This is a genomic window from Natronorubrum thiooxidans (assembly GCF_900156475.1).
In the GTDB taxonomy this organism is placed as follows: Archaea; Halobacteriota; Halobacteria; order Halobacteriales; family Natrialbaceae; genus Natronorubrum; species Natronorubrum thiooxidans.
This window is the reverse complement of record NZ_FTNR01000003.1, coordinates 95,950-111,472: the sequence shown is the minus strand read 5'-3', so window position 1 is coordinate 111,472 and position 15,523 is coordinate 95,950. Positions and strand designations below refer to the sequence as shown.

The window sequence follows — 15,523 nt, the reverse complement described above, 5'->3', positions numbered from 1 at the left end:
AATAACGACCCAAGATGACACGTGAGTCCGCCGGGGAACCCGGCGCAGACGACGGGGATTCCGTCGTCTACGATCTCGCTTCCGAGTGTACTGCAGCGGATGTCGAACATGATCGGTCATATCTCGCCAAAATCAACGGCATCGTCGATTACGGCGTCTTCGTTGATCTCTCCGAATCCGTCTCCGGACTCGTCCACGAATCCGTTCTCAACGGCACCTACGCCGTCGACGACGAACTCGTCGTCGAACTCGAGAGCGTTCGTGAGAACGGCGATATGGCGTTCGAACCGGCCGACGTCGACGATTACACCGTCGAACACGTCGACCACGACTACGCCCTGACCGGGACCGACCGCCTCACGGCGAATATCGGCGAGCAGATCCACCTCGAGGGCGAGGTCGTTCAGGTCAAACAGACCGGCGGGCCGACGATCTTCCACATCACCGACGAGGACGGCGTCGTCCCGTGTGCCGCCTTCGAGGAGGCAGGCGTCCGTGCCTACCCCTCGATCGAAGTCGGCGACATCGTCCGTGTCACTGGCGCGCCGGAACACCGTGAGGGAAGCGTCCAGATCGAGGTCGACGGCCTCTCGAAACTCGAGGGCGAGGTCGCAGACGACGCCCGACAACGGCTCGAGGCTGCCCTCGAGTCCCGCGCACAGCCCCACGACGTCGAGCCACTGATCGACTGGCCTGCCTTCGAGAAGCTCCGACCGAACCTGCAGGAAGTCGCACAACTGCTCCGTCGCACCGTCCTCGAAGGTCGTCCGATCCGCGTGCGCCATCACGCCGACGGCGACGGCATGTGTGCCGCCGTCCCCGTCCAGATCGCTCTCGAGCGATTCATCGCGGAGGTCCACGAAGACGACAACGCCCCGCGACATCTCATCAAACGCCTCCCCGCGAAGGCCCCCTTCTACGAGATGGAAGACGCCACGCGGGACCTGAACTTCGCCCTCGAGGACCAGGAGAAACACGGCCAGCAGCTCCCACTCTTGCTCATGCTGGACAACGGCTCGACGGCCGAGGACGTCCCGGCCTACGAGACGCTGGCCCACTACGACATCCCGATTGCGGTCGTCGACCACCATCACCCCGACCCCGAGGCCGTCGAGGACTTACTCGACGCCCACGTCAACCCATACCTCCACGACGAGGATTACCGGATCACGACGGGGATGCTCTGTGTCGAACTCGCGCGGATGATCTACCCCGACATCACGGACGAACTCCGACACGTTCCCGCCGTTGCCGGGCTCTCCGATCGCTCGAAAGCCGACGCGATGACCGACTACCTCGACCTCGCCGCCGCGGAAGGGTATGACGAGGACCGACTGCAGGATCTCAGCGAAGCGCTGGATTACGCCGCCTTCTGGCTGCGTTATAACTCCGGCGACCAGCTGATCCAGGACTTGCTCCAGATCGATTCCGACGACGAGGAGCGCCACCGCGAACTCGTTTCCTTCTTCGCCGACCGTGCCCGCGCGGAAGTCGACGACCAACTCGATGCGGCGATGCCCCATCTCGAGCACGAGGATCTGGACAACGGCGCACACCTCTACCGGATCGACGTCGAGAACTACGCCCACCGCTTTACGTACCCCGCACCGGGCAAGACCACGGGTGAGATCCACGACCGCAAGATCGAGGAGACGGGCGACCCTGTCATCACGGTCGGCTACGGCCCCGACTTCGCCGTCCTGCGCAGTGACGGCGTCCGACTCGATATTCCGAACATGGTCACCGAACTCGAGGAAGAGATCTCCGGTGGCGGCGTCTCCGGCGGCGGTCACCTCGTCGTCGGCTCGATCAAGTTCGTCAAAGGCAAGCGCGAGGAAGTGATCGACGCCTTGGTCGACAAGATGGAAGAAGCCGAGATCGACGAAGCGCTCTCGAGTGCGGCCCCGATCGACGACTGAGCGCCGACTCGAGGTGCTGAGCAACGGATACTAAAACCGGCGTTCGAGCGTTTTACCCTAGTTCGAAAAATTCAGTGGCAACGTCAGTCTGCGCCGTGGCGTGGCGTGTAGCCACAGTCGTCACAGACGAGTGAGTCGTGCCGGGTCGATAGCGATCCCGAACATTCGGGACAATGAAATTCGGATTCGAGTAAACGTTGACTGGTTGCCATAGCCGACTCGAGGAACTGGGTGTAGATAAGCGCACCTATGATGTGGATAAGATTCTTTGTTGACCCTAGAACACATACGGATCTCACAAGCGGGGCATCAGTCGGGCACGGCGTTTTGTTCGCGAGTCGCCAGCGATCGCAGCGCCGTTAGAACTGGTAGCGGCGCTCGTCGTCCATCGAGGGGTACTGATCCGCGCCGGTCATCTCCTCGAAGGTCATCCCCGAGAGATACTCGTCGTAGGTGACGTCGTAGGCCGACCGAAGCTGGAAGTCGAGTTTGCCGGTGTCGACGGTGGTCTGAAAGAGCAGATGGATCGCCCGGCGAACGAGTTCATCGGTGTCTTCGGGCTCGAGTGCGGCCTCGAGCAAGGCGAGTTCGTTTCGCGCTTCCCGATCGAGCGAGACGGTGAGGTCGTCGTCCAACTGCCCATAAGAATCCTGTACGTCATCGGTGAGGTCGTCGAGACTCATAGGGGAGGGGACTCGAGCCGGCGGGATAGGGCTTTCGTGGTCGACCGAGCGCGATCGGCGATCGATCCGAAGGATCGAACCGCCACCAGTAAGACGGCCCACTCGCTAGGACGACCGATGAGTGAGAGCGACGGTGACGGCGATGGGGCGTGGACGCTGCCCGACGACCGCGAGGCCGTCCGCAAGGCGCTGATCGCGTGGTACGAGGCCGACCACCGCGACTATCCCTGGCGGCGGACCGACGACCCCTACGCGATCCTCGTCAGCGAGGTGATGAGCCAGCAGACCCAACTCGATCGCGTGGTCGACGCCTGGGAGGACTTTCTCGAGCGCTGGCCGACGACGGCCGATCTCGCTGCCGCGGATCGAGCGGATGTGGTAGGCTTCTGGACGAGTCACAGTCTGGGCTACAACAACCGGGCGAAGTATCTCCACGAGGCGGCCCAACAGGTTCAAACGGAGTACGACGGTGAGTTTCCCGATACCCCAACAGAACTCCAGGAGCTGATGGGTGTCGGTCCCTACACCGCAAACGCCGTCGCGAGTTTCGCGTTCAACAACGGCGACGCTGTCGTGGACACGAACGTCAAGCGGGTCTGTTACCGGGCGTTCGGCGTGCCCGACGACGAGACGGCCTTCGAGGACGCCGCAAACGCACTCATGCCAGACGCCGAGTCGCGGGTCTGGAACAACGCGATCATGGAACTGGGCGGCGTCGCCTGCACCCAGACCCCCCGCTGTGACGAGGTCGGCTGTCCGTGGCGCGAGTGGTGTGGGGCCTATGCCAGTGGCGACTTCACCGCCCCCGACGTTCCCACCCAGCCGAGTTTCGAGGGGAGTCGACGGCAGTTCCGCGGTCGCGTCATCGGCACGCTCCGGGAGTACGACGACCTCGAGATCGATACGCTTGGCCACCGCATCCGCGTCGACTACGTCCCGGACGGCGAGTACGGCCGCGAGTGGCTCGAGGGACTGCTCGATGATCTCGAGTCGGACGGGCTGGTCGCTCTCGAGGGCAGTGGCAGCGACCTCGTGGCACGATTGCAGCGTTGACGGGGCCACGAACGCACTCGAGTGTTAGACGACGAGGAAGACGAGAATCGCAGCGATGATGAAGACGGCTTTCAGCCCCGTGTTGACGATGATGACTTTGGTCCCGAACGCCGAGCCCCAGATGCCGTACTGAAACGGGATCGATCGTTTGACTGTGCCGACGGTCAGCGAAAACAGGCTCCCGACGAGCAACGCCAGCACCGCTTGGGCGGGCGTGAGCACGTCACCGATCATGGGAGCGACGGTAACTGCACCCATCGTCGGATCGACGAGGGAGACGATGATCACTGGCACCGCTGCGGCCGGGAGTCCGACGAGACTCGCCACCGGGTCGACGATGGCAGCCGGCTCTTCGATGCCGACGGCGGCGAAGCCGGCGAGCAACTGATCGGTGTACTCGAGGGCGACGAAGACGAGCGAGTAGACGACCGCCAGTCGCGGGACGATCGATCGCAGTTGCTCCGCCGTTTTCACACCGGCATGACGGAGTGTCTCTCGGTGTGTTCGTTTCTCGTCGTCGGGCGTTTCGGGCTCGACCGCACTGCTGTCGTACTCGTAGCCACGCAACAGGATGGCCCCGGCGAGCAAGCCGATGACCGAAATGGCAAGCGAGATCCCAGCCCGCACACCGACGTACAGCAAGCCGGTCTGAACCCCAAGAATGGGAACGAGGACGGGGCCGTAGTAGGTGATGCTGTGCTTGAGAAAGCCAAAGAACGTGTTGATAACAATGGCGATCAACGTCGCGCGGTCGTCGAGGAGCCCGGACTCGCGGAACTCGGCGAGCATCCCGTAGCCGGCGGTGACCGAAAGCATGTTCGTCAACACGGCAGCGCCAACTTCGTCGGGCAGATTGGCGGGCTCCGTCAGGTAACGACCGACGCGGGCGATGACGTCGACGAGGCCGTACCCGACGGCGAGATTCGCCAGCCCGACACCAAACCCGATCAACAGCGTGATCGTCAGGACTCGAGGGAGCGCTTCGGTCAGCAGGACGGAAAGCAGCGACTGCACATCGACTGTTTCGAATTCCTGAACGAAAGGGCCGTCGGTCACGGCACACGTCGGGGCCGCGAAACGCGCTCGAGCGTCGTGTTGTCCGCCAGTCTATTTGGGGCTTGCAGTCTTCTGTGTCAGCATGACTGACATCCGCGTCGCCGCAGTCTGTGGCAGTCTTCGTGATGCAAGCACGACTCGTCTCGCCCTCGAGGTCGCCCTCGAGGCCGCCGAACAGGCTGGAGCCAGCACCGAACTGCTCGACTTGCGAGCGTTCGAGTTGCCGATCTTCGATGCCGATCGCGATCGGGAGGACGCGGGCGATGCAGCGGCGCTGGCGGCTCGGCTCCGGGCCGCCGACACGATCCTCCTCGGCTCGCCGATGTACCACGGCTCCTACGCCTCACCGCTCAAGACCGCGCTGGATTACTGTGGCTTCGACGAGTTCGAGGAGACGACCGTCGGCTTGCTCGCGGTGTCGGGCGGGGCGTTCCCGGTGACGGCACTCGAGCATATGCGCTCGGTCTGTCGGGCGCTGAACGCGTGGGTGATCCCACACGAGGCCGCGATCGCGAACTCCCACTCGGCGTTCGAGGACGGTGCGTTCGTCGATCCGAAACTCGAGGACCGTGTCGTCACGCTCGGGCAACGGGCGGTCCAGTACGCCACGATCGAACCGGATCCGGCGTCCTTCGAGAGCGACCAGAACGTCGGTGCCGAAGACAAATAGCGGGTCAGGGATCGAGAACCTGCTCGAAGCGCTGCTGGTGGGCGAGAAACGCGAACAGTCCGAAGGCAAGATAGCCCAGGTGTTGGACGTCGATCCACAGGACGATCGTTGTGATCTCGAGTGAGAGCGGCGGCGTAGCGAGCGTGAGGTCCGTAAACCACGCCGACGCAAGCAGCGTCGCTGCACCGACGGCCAACAGGAGCGCGGGGACGAGTGCTGTCCGTACCGTCGGCGAGTGCACCCGGGTGGGGAAGACGTGTCGCTCGAGGACGAACTGCCCGGTGAGAACCCCGGTGAGCACGACGGTTGCGACGGCTAGACCGGCGATGTTGCCGACCAGTTCGGCCACGAGCAGCCAGACGACCCAGCCGCCAGTCAACGCAAGCGCGGCCGCAAGTCGCTGTGGCTGGCAGAGATCCCGCACGTCACTGACCGTTGCTCCGAAGACGCCAGCCCGGAGCAACGCGCCACAGAAGAGAATACCGAGCCCGGCGAGCGCCGTCGACGTCGATCGCTCGCCGACGACGAGGCCGAACCAGAGCCCGACAGCGACCGCTTCGACCATGGCTATCGAGAGCGCCGCAGTCACCCCGACGACGCGCCGACGAGTCGTTCGCCCGAGAAGGCCGGGCTGACGAATGACGCTCATACGGGCTCATCTCGGCCATACCCTTTGGTTATGATAGTCATTAACTCACATTGTAATGAAATTCGTTCAGTTGATCCGAGGGCACCGAATATATAGGGAGACAATAGTCCGTTTTTCGAATCGATAAACGGAACGAGCTATTCCAGTGTGATTCGGACAGGACGTCTCGTCCCTGACGGCCATCGAACGCAACTGTGCTCGTGGCCTCAAGCGAGTAGGAGTCTGTTACCAACTGTGCTCACTGGCAGTAGGCTGTGGATACTCGTCGAGACTGGAAGCAGCCGCATCGAAACGTTGGACAGAACTATTTACGGGGGTGTGGTCGGATGCCATTATGCCCGAAACGGAACAACAGGACAAGACGCTGTCCGAGATCGTGGTCAAAGAAGCAGTTGGGAAAGGACTGGACTCGCCGATGCGGGAGTCGATCCTCGAGGCCGTTGAGGACGCGGATGGCTCGCCATCGGGGCGGTCACGCAGTCTGCCGCTCGTAGGGGCGATCTTCGGTGTGGGTGCTGCACTCGGCTTCCTCGCGGGACGCCAGTCGACCGACCTCGAGGAGCCGTCGCTCGAGGACGTCCAGGAGCCCGACATCATCGAGACGGTCACCGAGAGGGCGACCGAACCCGACGACGAGATGCCGACCGAGACCGAGACTGAGACTGAGACCGAGACCGAAGCCGACGAGAACGGGGGCTCGAGCCGTCTCGGTCGGCTGCTACTCGCTGTGGGTGTGCTCGGCGGAATCGCGCTCTTGCGCCGTCGACTCGCGTCGGACGAGGACGACGACTGGGAACCGATCGAAGAGTTCGAACCGGCGACGAGTGCTGAGATGGACGACGACATGGCGGTCGACACGACCGAAACTGGACCCGAGGCTACCGAAACCGAGGGTGATGCCGACGAGACCGACGAGGAGTAGCGGCTCGACCGACAGGCGGTGTCGATCAGGCGGTAGCCATCGACACGGACACTCCCGAACCGCCGATTGTGTGCTCGCCTTGACGAAGGAGCTAAGGGGGCGACGCCGACAGTGTGTATCCAATGGAGACGACCCACCGCGTCTTCGTCGGTGACTCACGGGACCTCGCTTCGATCGACGACGAATCGGTCGAACTCGTCGTTACGTCCCCGCCGTACCCCATGATTGAGATGTGGGACGACCTCTTTACGGCGCTCGATCCCGCGATCGGCGACGCACTCGAGTCCGGCGACGGCCGCGCGGCGTTCGACGCGATGCACGCCCAACTCGACCGTGTCTGGGACGAACTCGAGCGCGTGCTGGTCGACGGCGGTATCGCATGTCTCAACGTCGGCGACGCGACCCGGTCGCTCGACGACAGCTTTCGAGTGTATGCCAACCACGCTCGCGTCCTCGAGGCCTTCGAGTCCCGCGGGTTCGATCCCCTGCCCGACGTCCTCTGGCGCAAGCCGGCAAACAGCGCTGCCAAGTTCATGGGCAGCGGGATGATCCCGCCGAACGCCTACGTCACGCTCGAACACGAGTACGTGCTGGTCTTTCGGAAAGGCGATGAGAGCCGTTCGTTCGAGCCGGGGGCCGACCGCCGTTACGAGGCTGCCTACTTCTGGGAGGAGCGCAACCGCTGGTTTTCGGACGTCTGGACCGAAGTACGGGGCGAGTTGCAGACCCTCGGGCTCGACGACGACGACCTCCGTGATCGGTCGGCCGCCTATCCGCTCGAAATCCCCTACCGACTGATCTGTATGTACTCGGCCTACGGCGACACCGTTCTCGACCCCTTCTGGGGAACCGGAACGACGACGCTCGCGGCGATGTGTGCCGGCCGCCACTCGCTGGGGTCGGAGCTCGAGGCCGCGTTCCTCGAGCGCTTCGACGACCGTCTCGCCGACGTGCCGTCGCTTTCGCGGTCCGTCAGTCAGGCGCGCCTCGAGCGCCACCACGAGTTCGTCACACGCCGTCGCGAGGACGGGAAGGGGTTCGAGTACGAGGCCGACCACTACGAGACGCCGGTCGTCACGAAAATGGAACAGGGGATTCAGCTCCGCGAGGTGGCTTCGATCGAGACACTCACTGACGACGAGGCCGAGTACGCGTATCGGGCTACCCACGAACCGCTGGTCCTCGAGTAAGCATTGCCCGCGGTGACTCGCGGCGACGTGCCGGCTATGGTTCGACGAGGATTTTGATCTCGTCGTGCTCGCCGCCGAGCAGCGTCTCGAAGCCGTCGACGATCTCGCCGAGGTCGATTCGACTGGTGATCAGCGGTTCGGGATCGAGTGTTCCGTCGGCAAACATGTCGATGACGGCACCGAACTCGACGTCGCTTTTCGGTCCGCCTTCGTACGCCAACGTCCCGGAAACGGTGCGCTCGCCGAGGACAATCTCGTTCGGTTCGATCGCGATGGATTCCTCGAAGATACTGACGATGGTAACCGAGCCACCGTTTTTCGCCGACCGGATCGCGTCCCGGACCGTCTGCTCGATTCCTGCGACTTCGAACGTGGCATCGACGCCGCCGTTCGACTGCTCGATGATCGCTTCGGGTGCATCCGTTTCGATTGGGTCGAGCGTCTCGTCTGCACCGACCTCAGCAGCCAGTTCTCGTCGTGCGTCCTGGGGTTCGACGGCGTACACCGGGTTCGCACCGGCGGCTTTCGCCGCCTGGACGACCGTCAGGCCGATCGGGCCAGTCCCGTAGACGGCGACCGAATCGCCGGCGGAAAATTCCGCGTTTCGGACCGCGTGCAGGCCGACACTGAACGGTTCAACCAGCGCGGCGTACTCGGCCGGGACGTCGTCGGGGACCGGAATGGCCTGCTCGCTCGAGACGGCGATCTGCTCCGAGAAGCCGCCACCGCCGCCGGAGAGGCCGGTGAATCCGCCGGATTCACAGAGGTGGTATGAACCGTCCTCACAGTACCGACACTCGCCGCAGTACAGAACCGGATTCACGGTAACGGTATCGCCGACGGCGATATCGTCGACGTCCTCGCCGATCTCGATGATTTCGCCGCCGAACTCGTGGCCCATCGAGATGGGGGCCGTTTCCCCAGTCACTGGATGGGGGGCATCACCCGGAATGAAGATCGGACCGGCAGCGTACTCGTGCAGGTCGGACCCACAGATCCCCGCTGCAGTGACCTCGATCAGCACACTGTCGCTCTCGACGGCCGGTTCGGCTATCTCATCGACCTGAATGTCCTCTCGTCCGTGGAATACGGCGGAACGCATATCGCTCTCTTCCCGTCGAACGTAGATAAATACTGTGTGTATAGATGACAATAACCATGATAGTGGGGCAATTGAGCAGGCCGCCGCTTCAGCATCACATTTATGTCGCCTCCACGAACCATCGGGTATGTCTCTCGATGAATACGACACTGTACTGGCTGAACTCGAGCCGGCCGACGGCGAGATCGAAACCGCCGAACTCGTCGTCACCGACGACGTCCTGGTCAAGGCGTTTGCGCTCGGACCGGGCGCGGAACTCCCGGCCCACGAACACGCCGACAGCACGAACGTGTTCCACGTCCTCGAGGGGACGGTGACCGTCGTCCAGGGTGAACAGAGCGAGGCGATCACGGCACCCGGCGTCGTCCGGCACGACCGCGGTGTCGCCCACGGCGCACGAAACGAAACCGACGAAACGGTCGTCTTCACCGCAAGTCTCTGTCCGCTCCCCTCGTAGGCGCGTCGCGAACGCGGCCGTAATCGGGACGTAGCTGGGCAGCGACACACAATCCTGCACCCAACACCAACACGAGTTTTTTATTCATGCCGTTCCCATCGAAGATATGAACCGCAGTCTCGGTACACCCGAGACGACCCATTTTCGGGTCCTCGTAGTCGGCTCGTCGACGTGGCTCCGGACGGCGACCGAACGCCTCGAGGACGAGGGAATGACGATCTCCGGCCCGCTCGAGTCGGCAGCCGACCTCGAAGCGGGATCGCTCGAGGCAACGGACTGTGTGCTCACCGACGAGCAGGACGCTCTCACCGCCATCGACGCGACGTGTGCGGTCGTCTATGCCGTCGATACGGGAGACAAAGAGACGCTCGAGCGAGCTCAAAACGCGGGCGCGACTGACATTGTTCGCAGATCGACGGTCGAGGAGCCGGCGATGCTCGAACACCGGCTGCAGCAGGCCGCACAGTCCGTGAGGGTACGTCGGACGGTCACGCGACAGGAGACGTGGTATCAGACACTGCTCGAGCAGTCGTCGGATCTCTTGATCGTGACCGATAGCGACGGCACGATCACCGACGTCGGGCAGTCGACCGACCAGGCACTCGGCACAGAGCCGGCGTCGGTGCTCGACACCGAACTCACGGCACACGTCCATCCGGCAGACACACCGGCAGTTCGAGCGGCTTTCGAGGATCTCCGTGACCGAGCGACCGGCGAGACGACGACCGTCGAATACAGATGGCAACACGCAACTGACGGCTGGTTCGTCCACGAAGCCGTTCTCACGAACTGGCTCGACGAAGGCGGTGGCATCGTCGTCTCGATCAGGGACGTCACGGAACGCCACCACGTCGAACGGGAGCTAGACGAGTCGTTCGAACGGGTGACAGACGCCTTCTACGCGCTCGACACGGAGTGGCGACTCACCTATATCAACGACCAAGCTGCGTCCGTTCTCGACGTCGATCCGTCGGCAGTGCTCGGACGGAACGTCCTCGAGCGGTTCCCGGGGCTCGAGGGAACAGCGTTTCACGAGGCCGCACTCGAGGCGATGGAACGCCAGGAGCCCACGTCTCTCGAGCAGTACTATGAGCCGGCCGATCGCTGGTATGCCGTGCGGATCTACCCCTCTCCGTCGGGTACGTCGGTGTATTTTCAGGACGTGACCGATCGAATCGAGCGCGAACGGGCGCTCGAGGCGCGGACGGAACGCCTGGAGACGCTCGTCGAGAACGTCCCCGTCGTCCTCTTCGTCGTCGACGCTGACGGCACGATCACGCTTGCCGAAGGGCGCGCGCTCGATCATATCGACGGCTGTACTGAACAGCTCGTCGGCGAGTCGTTGTTCGACGTGCTCGATTCTCATTCGACCATCATCGACGATGCGAACACGGCCTTGGACGGCCAAGCCGCCCACTCTGTGACGCTTCTCGAGGATCGCGTCTTCGAAGCCTGGTGGCAACCGATCACCACGGACGAGACCGTCGAGCGCGTGATCGGAACGGCCGTCGACGTCACCGAGCGGACACAGTATCAGGAGACGCTCAACGCCTTACACGAAGCCACGAGACACCTCCTCACCGTCGAATCGAAGCAGGCTGCCTGTGAATACATGGTCGACGTCGCCGCCGACGTCCTCGACATCGAGAGCGTCGTGTACCGCTTCGACGAGCAACAGAACGAACTGTTGCCGGCAGCCTACGCCTCCGGGTTCGAGTCGATGATCGGAACGCCACCCCGACTCGAGCCCACCGACAGCATCACGTGGCAAGCGTTTGCCAGTGACACGCCGTCTCGATTCGACGACATTCGGGACTCGGAGCCGGTGTCCGAGTCGGTAACGGCCGCTCGCAGCGGGCTCTACGTCCCGATCGGTGAACACGGCGTCCTCGTCGCCCTCGATCCCGAACCCGACCAGTACGACGACGAGACGTTCGAACTCGCCCAGCTCTTCGCCGCGACGGCCGAAGCCGCACTCGATCGGATCGGCCGCACCCACCGCCTCCACCGTCGCGAACGCGAACTCAAGCAACAAAACGTCCACCTCGAGCGGTTAAACGACGCCAACGAGGTTCGCCAGAACATCGAGCAGTTGCTTCTGATGGCCGACTCCCGGTCCGAGATCGAACGGGGCATCTGTGACCACCTTGCCGATCTCGAGGCCTGCTCGTTTGCCTGGATCGGCGAACCCGACCCGAGCGGCAACCAGCTCCAGATGCGGGCACAGGACGGCCTCGAGCGTGGCTATCTCGAGGCCGTCACGGTGACGACTGTCAACGACTCCGCGGCCGAACCGACGGGGCGCGCGGCGCGGACACGAGACTCGGTGTACGTCGAGAACGTCGCCGACTCGGTTCGTGACGGAACCTGGCGCGTCGAAGCCCTCTCACGGAACATCCAGTCCGTCTATACCGTCCCGCTGGTGTACGATGACTTTCTGTACGGCGTCGTCTCACTCTACGGCGACGAACGGGATGTGTTCGATGCACCGCTTCGCTCGATGCTTGCAGACCTCGGCGAGACCATCGGCTATGCGATCGACGCAGTCAAACGAAAGACCGCGCTGCGTGCCGACGGCGTGTCCGCGGTCGAACTCGAACTCGAACTCGAGGCCGAGTCGCCGCTGTGTCGAGTCGCCGAGCAGCTGGGTGCGCGGATGGAGTATGAAGGGGAAACGCGCCGAACTGACGGCTCATCGACGGTGTTCGCCATGGCCGACGTCGACGTCGTGACCGACGATATCGCTCCCCTTGCCGATCTCGAGGGCGTTCGCGATCTCTCCGTGATCGCCGATCTCGAGGGGGAGACGCTGGTACAGCTCCGGTGTGCGGAGCCGTTCCTCGGCTCCGTCGTCGAGGCCCAGGGTGGAACGCTCCGGTCGTTCGTGACCGACCACGCCGACAGCCGGGCGATCATCGACGTGCCGGATACAATCGAAATCAGGAACCTGCTGTCGGGGCTCGGCCGTCGTGGGTTCCCCGCATCGATGGTCGCTCGTCGTGAACAGTCGACGGCCGACCGCTCGACGATCGATATCACTGCCCGCAACTCGCTGCTCGAACAACTGACCGACCGCCAACGTGAGGTCGTCCAGACGGCCTACCACGGTGGCTTCTTCGAGTGGCCGCGTCAAACCACCGGCGAAGACCTGGCAGATTCACTCGAGATCTCTCCACCCGCGTTTCATAAGCACGTCAGAGCCACCGAACGGAAGCTCCTCACCGCCCTGTTCGGCGAACCGACGAGCGGTGGTTAATTGATTAACCATAGAACTCCCACCCGGTTATACAGTTAACAGTCAACTTCTTTACTTCCACTCGTGAAGCCATCTCTGTCTTCCCAGCGATTGGGGGTGCGCAGAATTAATGACTGAAATGACTTCACGCTCACCGTCTACCTCAACAGAAGAGTGTTACACTGTACAGTATGACCGACTCGACAACGAACCGCTGAGCGTTGCGATCGTCGATGCCGTTGCAACGTTCTGTAACGAAGACATCACCGCACTCGACCCGCTTCATTACACGATCAACACCGATGCGCTCGAGCGACTATTCGAGCCGCGTGCAGACGGGCTTCGGTCCGGCGGCTCGGTCTGTTTCGAATACAACGACTGTCTGGTGACCGCCACCGCTGACGGTGAAATCAGCATCGAAACGGCCTGATCGGGTGCTACTGCGACGGCTCGAGACGAGAGCTGGCAGCCGCCGTCTCTAGTCCTGATTTTACGCTTGCGACGGTATCACTCCGCTCTGAGACGTGATTTCGTCGAAAAATGCCCGGGGAGGGCTCCGAACCCTCGATCTCCGCATGTCCCAGGTCCGAGGCTCGGCAGAGTCCTCGTGGGGACACGGAGGCTTCCAAGGCGAAACCGCACCGAATCTCTGAACCCTATGAGTGCGGCGCTATGTCCAGCTAAGCCACCCGGGCTCGTTTTCTGATAGTGCGGTCTATTTCTTTAACCTTCTCATTCCGGCCGGGCGTGTAACGCCGACCCACGGATTTATGAGATGGCCTTCCCAACTACCCGCGCATGAGCGTTCCCGGAATCGTCCACTCTACTCTCGATGGCGACGAAATCGCGGCTCGAGTCTCTCTCGGTGGTGACGACGAACTCTTTATTACTCCCTCGAGTACCCTCGTCTACAACTCCGAAGGACTGCTAAGCGACGAATCTGTCGACGAATACCCCCACGATGCCGACCGGTTGACACTCTCTGAGGGACGGCGCAAAACCGCGTTCACCCTCGAGTACCCACTCGAAGGGGAAAAGAAATTCACCGTCCCCGCGAGCAAAACCGACGCGGTCCTCCATCCGGTGCTCGCTGGTGTCCTGAACGGCAACGGGATCACCGAGCCGGGCGAGACGGTCGTCCAGACCTACCGCTTTAGCGAGCTGACGCTGATCATCACGAGCGACCGGCTGGTCAAACACATCGGCGCGGCGGTCTGGGACGGTGACTACGAGGAGTACCAGTTCGACGACGTGACCGGACTCGCCTTCGAGGACGGCAGCGTCGCCACCCAGATCGTCCTCACGGTCGACGGCCGCCCACAGCGGATCAAAGCCCCCAACGAGGAGGCAAATGACCTCCGCGAGCGGCTCAAGCGCGCGCTGTTCGAGTACCATAATGTCGGCTCGCTCGCGGAACTCAACGAAGCGGTCGGCGACGACGAGGACGTCGCCCAAGAACGTGACCCTGCGACGGTCGACTTCGGCGACGGCGTCGATCCGCTCGATGCCAACCCACCCGAACTGGACGACGACGCGCGTAGCGACTCCGTCAACGACGCGAGCGAACCAGCACCGACAGGATCGACGGATCCACTCGCAGACAGTTCGACGGCCGACTCGAGCGCGGGTACGGCCCCATCGTCGGACGGACACGACTCGAGTGCTGGACACGCTCACCAGGACCGTCCACAGGAGCCCCACCAACACAAGCCGGACGCACAGTCGACCGAAGAGCCAACGGAGCCGACGCCGGGCCACGACACGGCAACGCCGGACACGACGTTCGAGATGACGGCCGAGACGCCGACCGAGTCGGCCACGGAACTCGAGACAGCGGAGGCGGCTGCGCCCGAATCGGACACCGACCGAGACACCAGTGACGCCGATCTCGACGCGACCCCCTTGCTCGGTGGTGACACCGACGACGCCGATGTGGACGCCGACCTGATTTCCGATGCCGAACTCGTCGAGCGCCTCGAGGCGCTCGAAACGACCGTCGAACGGCAAACGGAGACGATCGAGCGCCAACAGCAGACGATCGAACAGCTGATCGCGGAACTCCGCGCGCGCCGATAACGGCCTCGAGATCCACACCGTCTCCGACGTCTTCTCATACGGACTGCTGTCGTCACTGACCGCCGATCACCGACCCGTCTCTGGCGATCGGTACAGCAGACCGTATCAGTCCTCACGCCCCGTTACCTTCCGAATACACGAGGACCCAAACGGCCCCAGTTCGCCAGCGTCAAGCTTGATAAAGTATCCCGTCGACAGTCCCGAGCCACAGCGCTGGCACGAGAAATCACCGTCTTTCGTAATGACGTCCTGCTCGAAGCGCACGTACTGTCGGCTCTTCGGGCGGATAATCCCGTCCTCGCGGTCGATAATGCCCCGGAGTTCGGCCTCGTCGAGGATCGTTCGCGTCACCGTCGGATCGGTCGTCACGGTCTCGATTCGGTCGACGACCGCGGGGAGCGGGAGTGACTCGTGCTCGAGTCGCTCGAGCAGTGCCAGTCCGAGCGCGACCCGGTCGTCGCTGGCGTCGACGGGCGTACCAGCCCCGGTCTCGTCACGGTCCATCGGTGTG

Annotated in this window: 14 protein-coding genes and 1 tRNA gene; 9 read left to right on the top strand and 6 right to left on the bottom strand. The window is 63.1% G+C overall.

Translation table 11 applies throughout. The features are described 5' to 3' along the window. The first annotated feature begins 14 nt into the window (after positions 1-14). Positions 15-1,919, top strand: a complete 1,905-nt coding sequence (locus tag BW940_RS05790; RefSeq protein WP_076608253.1) for a DHH family phosphoesterase — start codon at positions 15-17, stop codon at positions 1,917-1,919. A gap of 359 nt (positions 1,920-2,278) precedes the next feature. Here BW940_RS05790 and BW940_RS05785 read toward each other — a convergent pair whose 3' ends face one another. Then, complete coding sequence (locus tag BW940_RS05785; protein ID WP_008164610.1) at positions 2,279-2,602, bottom strand: hypothetical protein; 324 nt, start codon at positions 2,600-2,602, stop codon at positions 2,279-2,281. Between the two features lie 117 nt (positions 2,603-2,719). Here BW940_RS05785 and BW940_RS05780 point away from each other — a divergent pair, with 117 nt between their 5' ends. Continuing rightward, the gene (locus tag BW940_RS05780) at positions 2,720-3,655 is read left to right on the top strand and encodes an HhH-GPD family protein (RefSeq protein WP_076608433.1); all 936 of its coding nucleotides are present in this window, start codon (positions 2,720-2,722) and stop codon (positions 3,653-3,655) included. A gap of 24 nt (positions 3,656-3,679) precedes the next feature. Here the strand turns inward: BW940_RS05780 and BW940_RS05775 are convergent, their stop codons facing one another. Beyond that, a complete protein-coding gene (locus BW940_RS05775) occupies positions 3,680-4,669 on the bottom strand; it encodes a nucleoside recognition protein (RefSeq protein WP_076608432.1) in 990 nt (329 codons plus the stop codon). A gap of 124 nt (positions 4,670-4,793) precedes the next feature. Here BW940_RS05775 and BW940_RS05770 point away from each other — a divergent pair, with 124 nt between their 5' ends. Continuing rightward, on the top strand, positions 4,794-5,381 hold the full coding sequence (locus tag BW940_RS05770) for an NADPH-dependent FMN reductase (RefSeq protein WP_076608252.1): 588 nt from the start codon (positions 4,794-4,796) through the stop codon (positions 5,379-5,381). A gap of 4 nt (positions 5,382-5,385) precedes the next feature. On the opposite strand, the gene BW940_RS05765 is transcribed toward BW940_RS05770, so the two are convergent. After that, positions 5,386-6,030, bottom strand: coding sequence for a hypothetical protein (locus tag BW940_RS05765; protein WP_076608251.1), 645 nt, complete (start codon positions 6,028-6,030; stop codon positions 5,386-5,388). 334 nt (positions 6,031-6,364) lie between these two features. On the opposite strand from BW940_RS05765, the gene BW940_RS05760 reads away from it, so the two are divergent. Both BW940_RS05760 and BW940_RS05755 read left to right on the top strand, forming a co-directional pair. Beyond that, positions 6,365-6,952, top strand: coding sequence for a hypothetical protein (locus tag BW940_RS05760; protein WP_076608250.1), 588 nt, complete (start codon positions 6,365-6,367; stop codon positions 6,950-6,952). Positions 6,953-7,074: 122 nt separating this feature from the next. After that, on the top strand, positions 7,075-8,142 hold the full coding sequence (locus tag BW940_RS05755) for a DNA-methyltransferase (protein ID WP_076608249.1): 1,068 nt from the start codon (positions 7,075-7,077) through the stop codon (positions 8,140-8,142). A 34-nt stretch (positions 8,143-8,176) separates the two neighbouring features. Here BW940_RS05755 and BW940_RS05750 read toward each other — a convergent pair whose 3' ends face one another. Next, positions 8,177-9,244, bottom strand: coding sequence for a 2,3-butanediol dehydrogenase (locus BW940_RS05750; RefSeq protein ID WP_076608248.1), 1,068 nt, complete (start codon positions 9,242-9,244; stop codon positions 8,177-8,179). A 127-nt stretch (positions 9,245-9,371) separates the two neighbouring features. Here BW940_RS05750 and BW940_RS05745 point away from each other — a divergent pair, with 127 nt between their 5' ends. The 3 genes from BW940_RS05745 (at position 9,372) to BW940_RS05735 (ending at position 13,366) form a co-directional block, all read left to right on the top strand. Continuing rightward, the gene (locus BW940_RS05745) at positions 9,372-9,701 is read left to right on the top strand and encodes a cupin domain-containing protein (protein ID WP_076608247.1); all 330 of its coding nucleotides are present in this window, start codon (positions 9,372-9,374) and stop codon (positions 9,699-9,701) included. A gap of 106 nt (positions 9,702-9,807) precedes the next feature. Continuing rightward, entirely contained in the window at positions 9,808-12,957 is a 3,150-nt protein-coding gene (locus tag BW940_RS05740; protein WP_076608246.1) for a PAS domain-containing protein, read from the top strand. A 109-nt stretch (positions 12,958-13,066) separates the two neighbouring features. Further along, positions 13,067-13,366: a HalOD1 output domain-containing protein gene (locus BW940_RS05735; protein ID WP_076608245.1), complete on the top strand. Its 300-nt coding sequence runs from the start codon at positions 13,067-13,069 to the stop codon at positions 13,364-13,366. 111 nt (positions 13,367-13,477) lie between these two features. Here BW940_RS05735 and BW940_RS05730 read toward each other — a convergent pair. Beyond that, a tRNA-Met gene (locus BW940_RS05730) sits at positions 13,478-13,631 on the bottom strand. A 103-nt stretch (positions 13,632-13,734) separates the two neighbouring features. On the opposite strand from BW940_RS05730, the gene BW940_RS05725 reads away from it, so the two are divergent. Continuing rightward, positions 13,735-15,012, top strand: a complete 1,278-nt coding sequence (locus tag BW940_RS05725; RefSeq protein ID WP_076608244.1) for a DUF7115 domain-containing protein — start codon at positions 13,735-13,737, stop codon at positions 15,010-15,012. Between the two features lie 105 nt (positions 15,013-15,117). Here the strand turns inward: BW940_RS05725 and BW940_RS05720 are convergent, their stop codons facing one another. Further along, complete coding sequence (locus BW940_RS05720) at positions 15,118-15,516, bottom strand: DUF5830 family protein (protein WP_076608243.1); 399 nt, start codon at positions 15,514-15,516, stop codon at positions 15,118-15,120. Between the last annotated feature and the right edge of the window lie 7 nt (positions 15,517-15,523).

Coding starts and splice junctions, on each gene's coding strand:
- BW940_RS05790 (WP_076608253.1), top strand. CDS start 15: ATGACACGTGAGTCCGCCGGGGAACCCGGCGCAGACGACGGGGATTCC.
- BW940_RS05785 (WP_008164610.1), bottom strand. CDS start 2,602: ATGAGTCTCGACGACCTCACCGATGACGTACAGGATTCTTATGGGCAG.
- BW940_RS05780 (WP_076608433.1), top strand. CDS start 2,720: ATGAGTGAGAGCGACGGTGACGGCGATGGGGCGTGGACGCTGCCCGAC.
- BW940_RS05770 (WP_076608252.1), top strand. CDS start 4,794: ATGACTGACATCCGCGTCGCCGCAGTCTGTGGCAGTCTTCGTGATGCA.
- BW940_RS05765 (WP_076608251.1), bottom strand. CDS start 6,030: ATGAGCGTCATTCGTCAGCCCGGCCTTCTCGGGCGAACGACTCGTCGG.
- BW940_RS05760 (WP_076608250.1), top strand. CDS start 6,365: ATGCCCGAAACGGAACAACAGGACAAGACGCTGTCCGAGATCGTGGTC.
- BW940_RS05755 (WP_076608249.1), top strand. CDS start 7,075: ATGGAGACGACCCACCGCGTCTTCGTCGGTGACTCACGGGACCTCGCT.
- BW940_RS05750 (WP_076608248.1), bottom strand. CDS start 9,244: ATGCGTTCCGCCGTATTCCACGGACGAGAGGACATTCAGGTCGATGAG.
- BW940_RS05745 (WP_076608247.1), top strand. CDS start 9,372: ATGTCTCTCGATGAATACGACACTGTACTGGCTGAACTCGAGCCGGCC.
- BW940_RS05740 (WP_076608246.1), top strand. CDS start 9,808: ATGAACCGCAGTCTCGGTACACCCGAGACGACCCATTTTCGGGTCCTC.
- BW940_RS05735 (WP_076608245.1), top strand. CDS start 13,067: ATGACTGAAATGACTTCACGCTCACCGTCTACCTCAACAGAAGAGTGT.
- BW940_RS05725 (WP_076608244.1), top strand. CDS start 13,735: ATGAGCGTTCCCGGAATCGTCCACTCTACTCTCGATGGCGACGAAATC.
- BW940_RS05720 (WP_076608243.1), bottom strand. CDS start 15,516: ATGGACCGTGACGAGACCGGGGCTGGTACGCCCGTCGACGCCAGCGAC.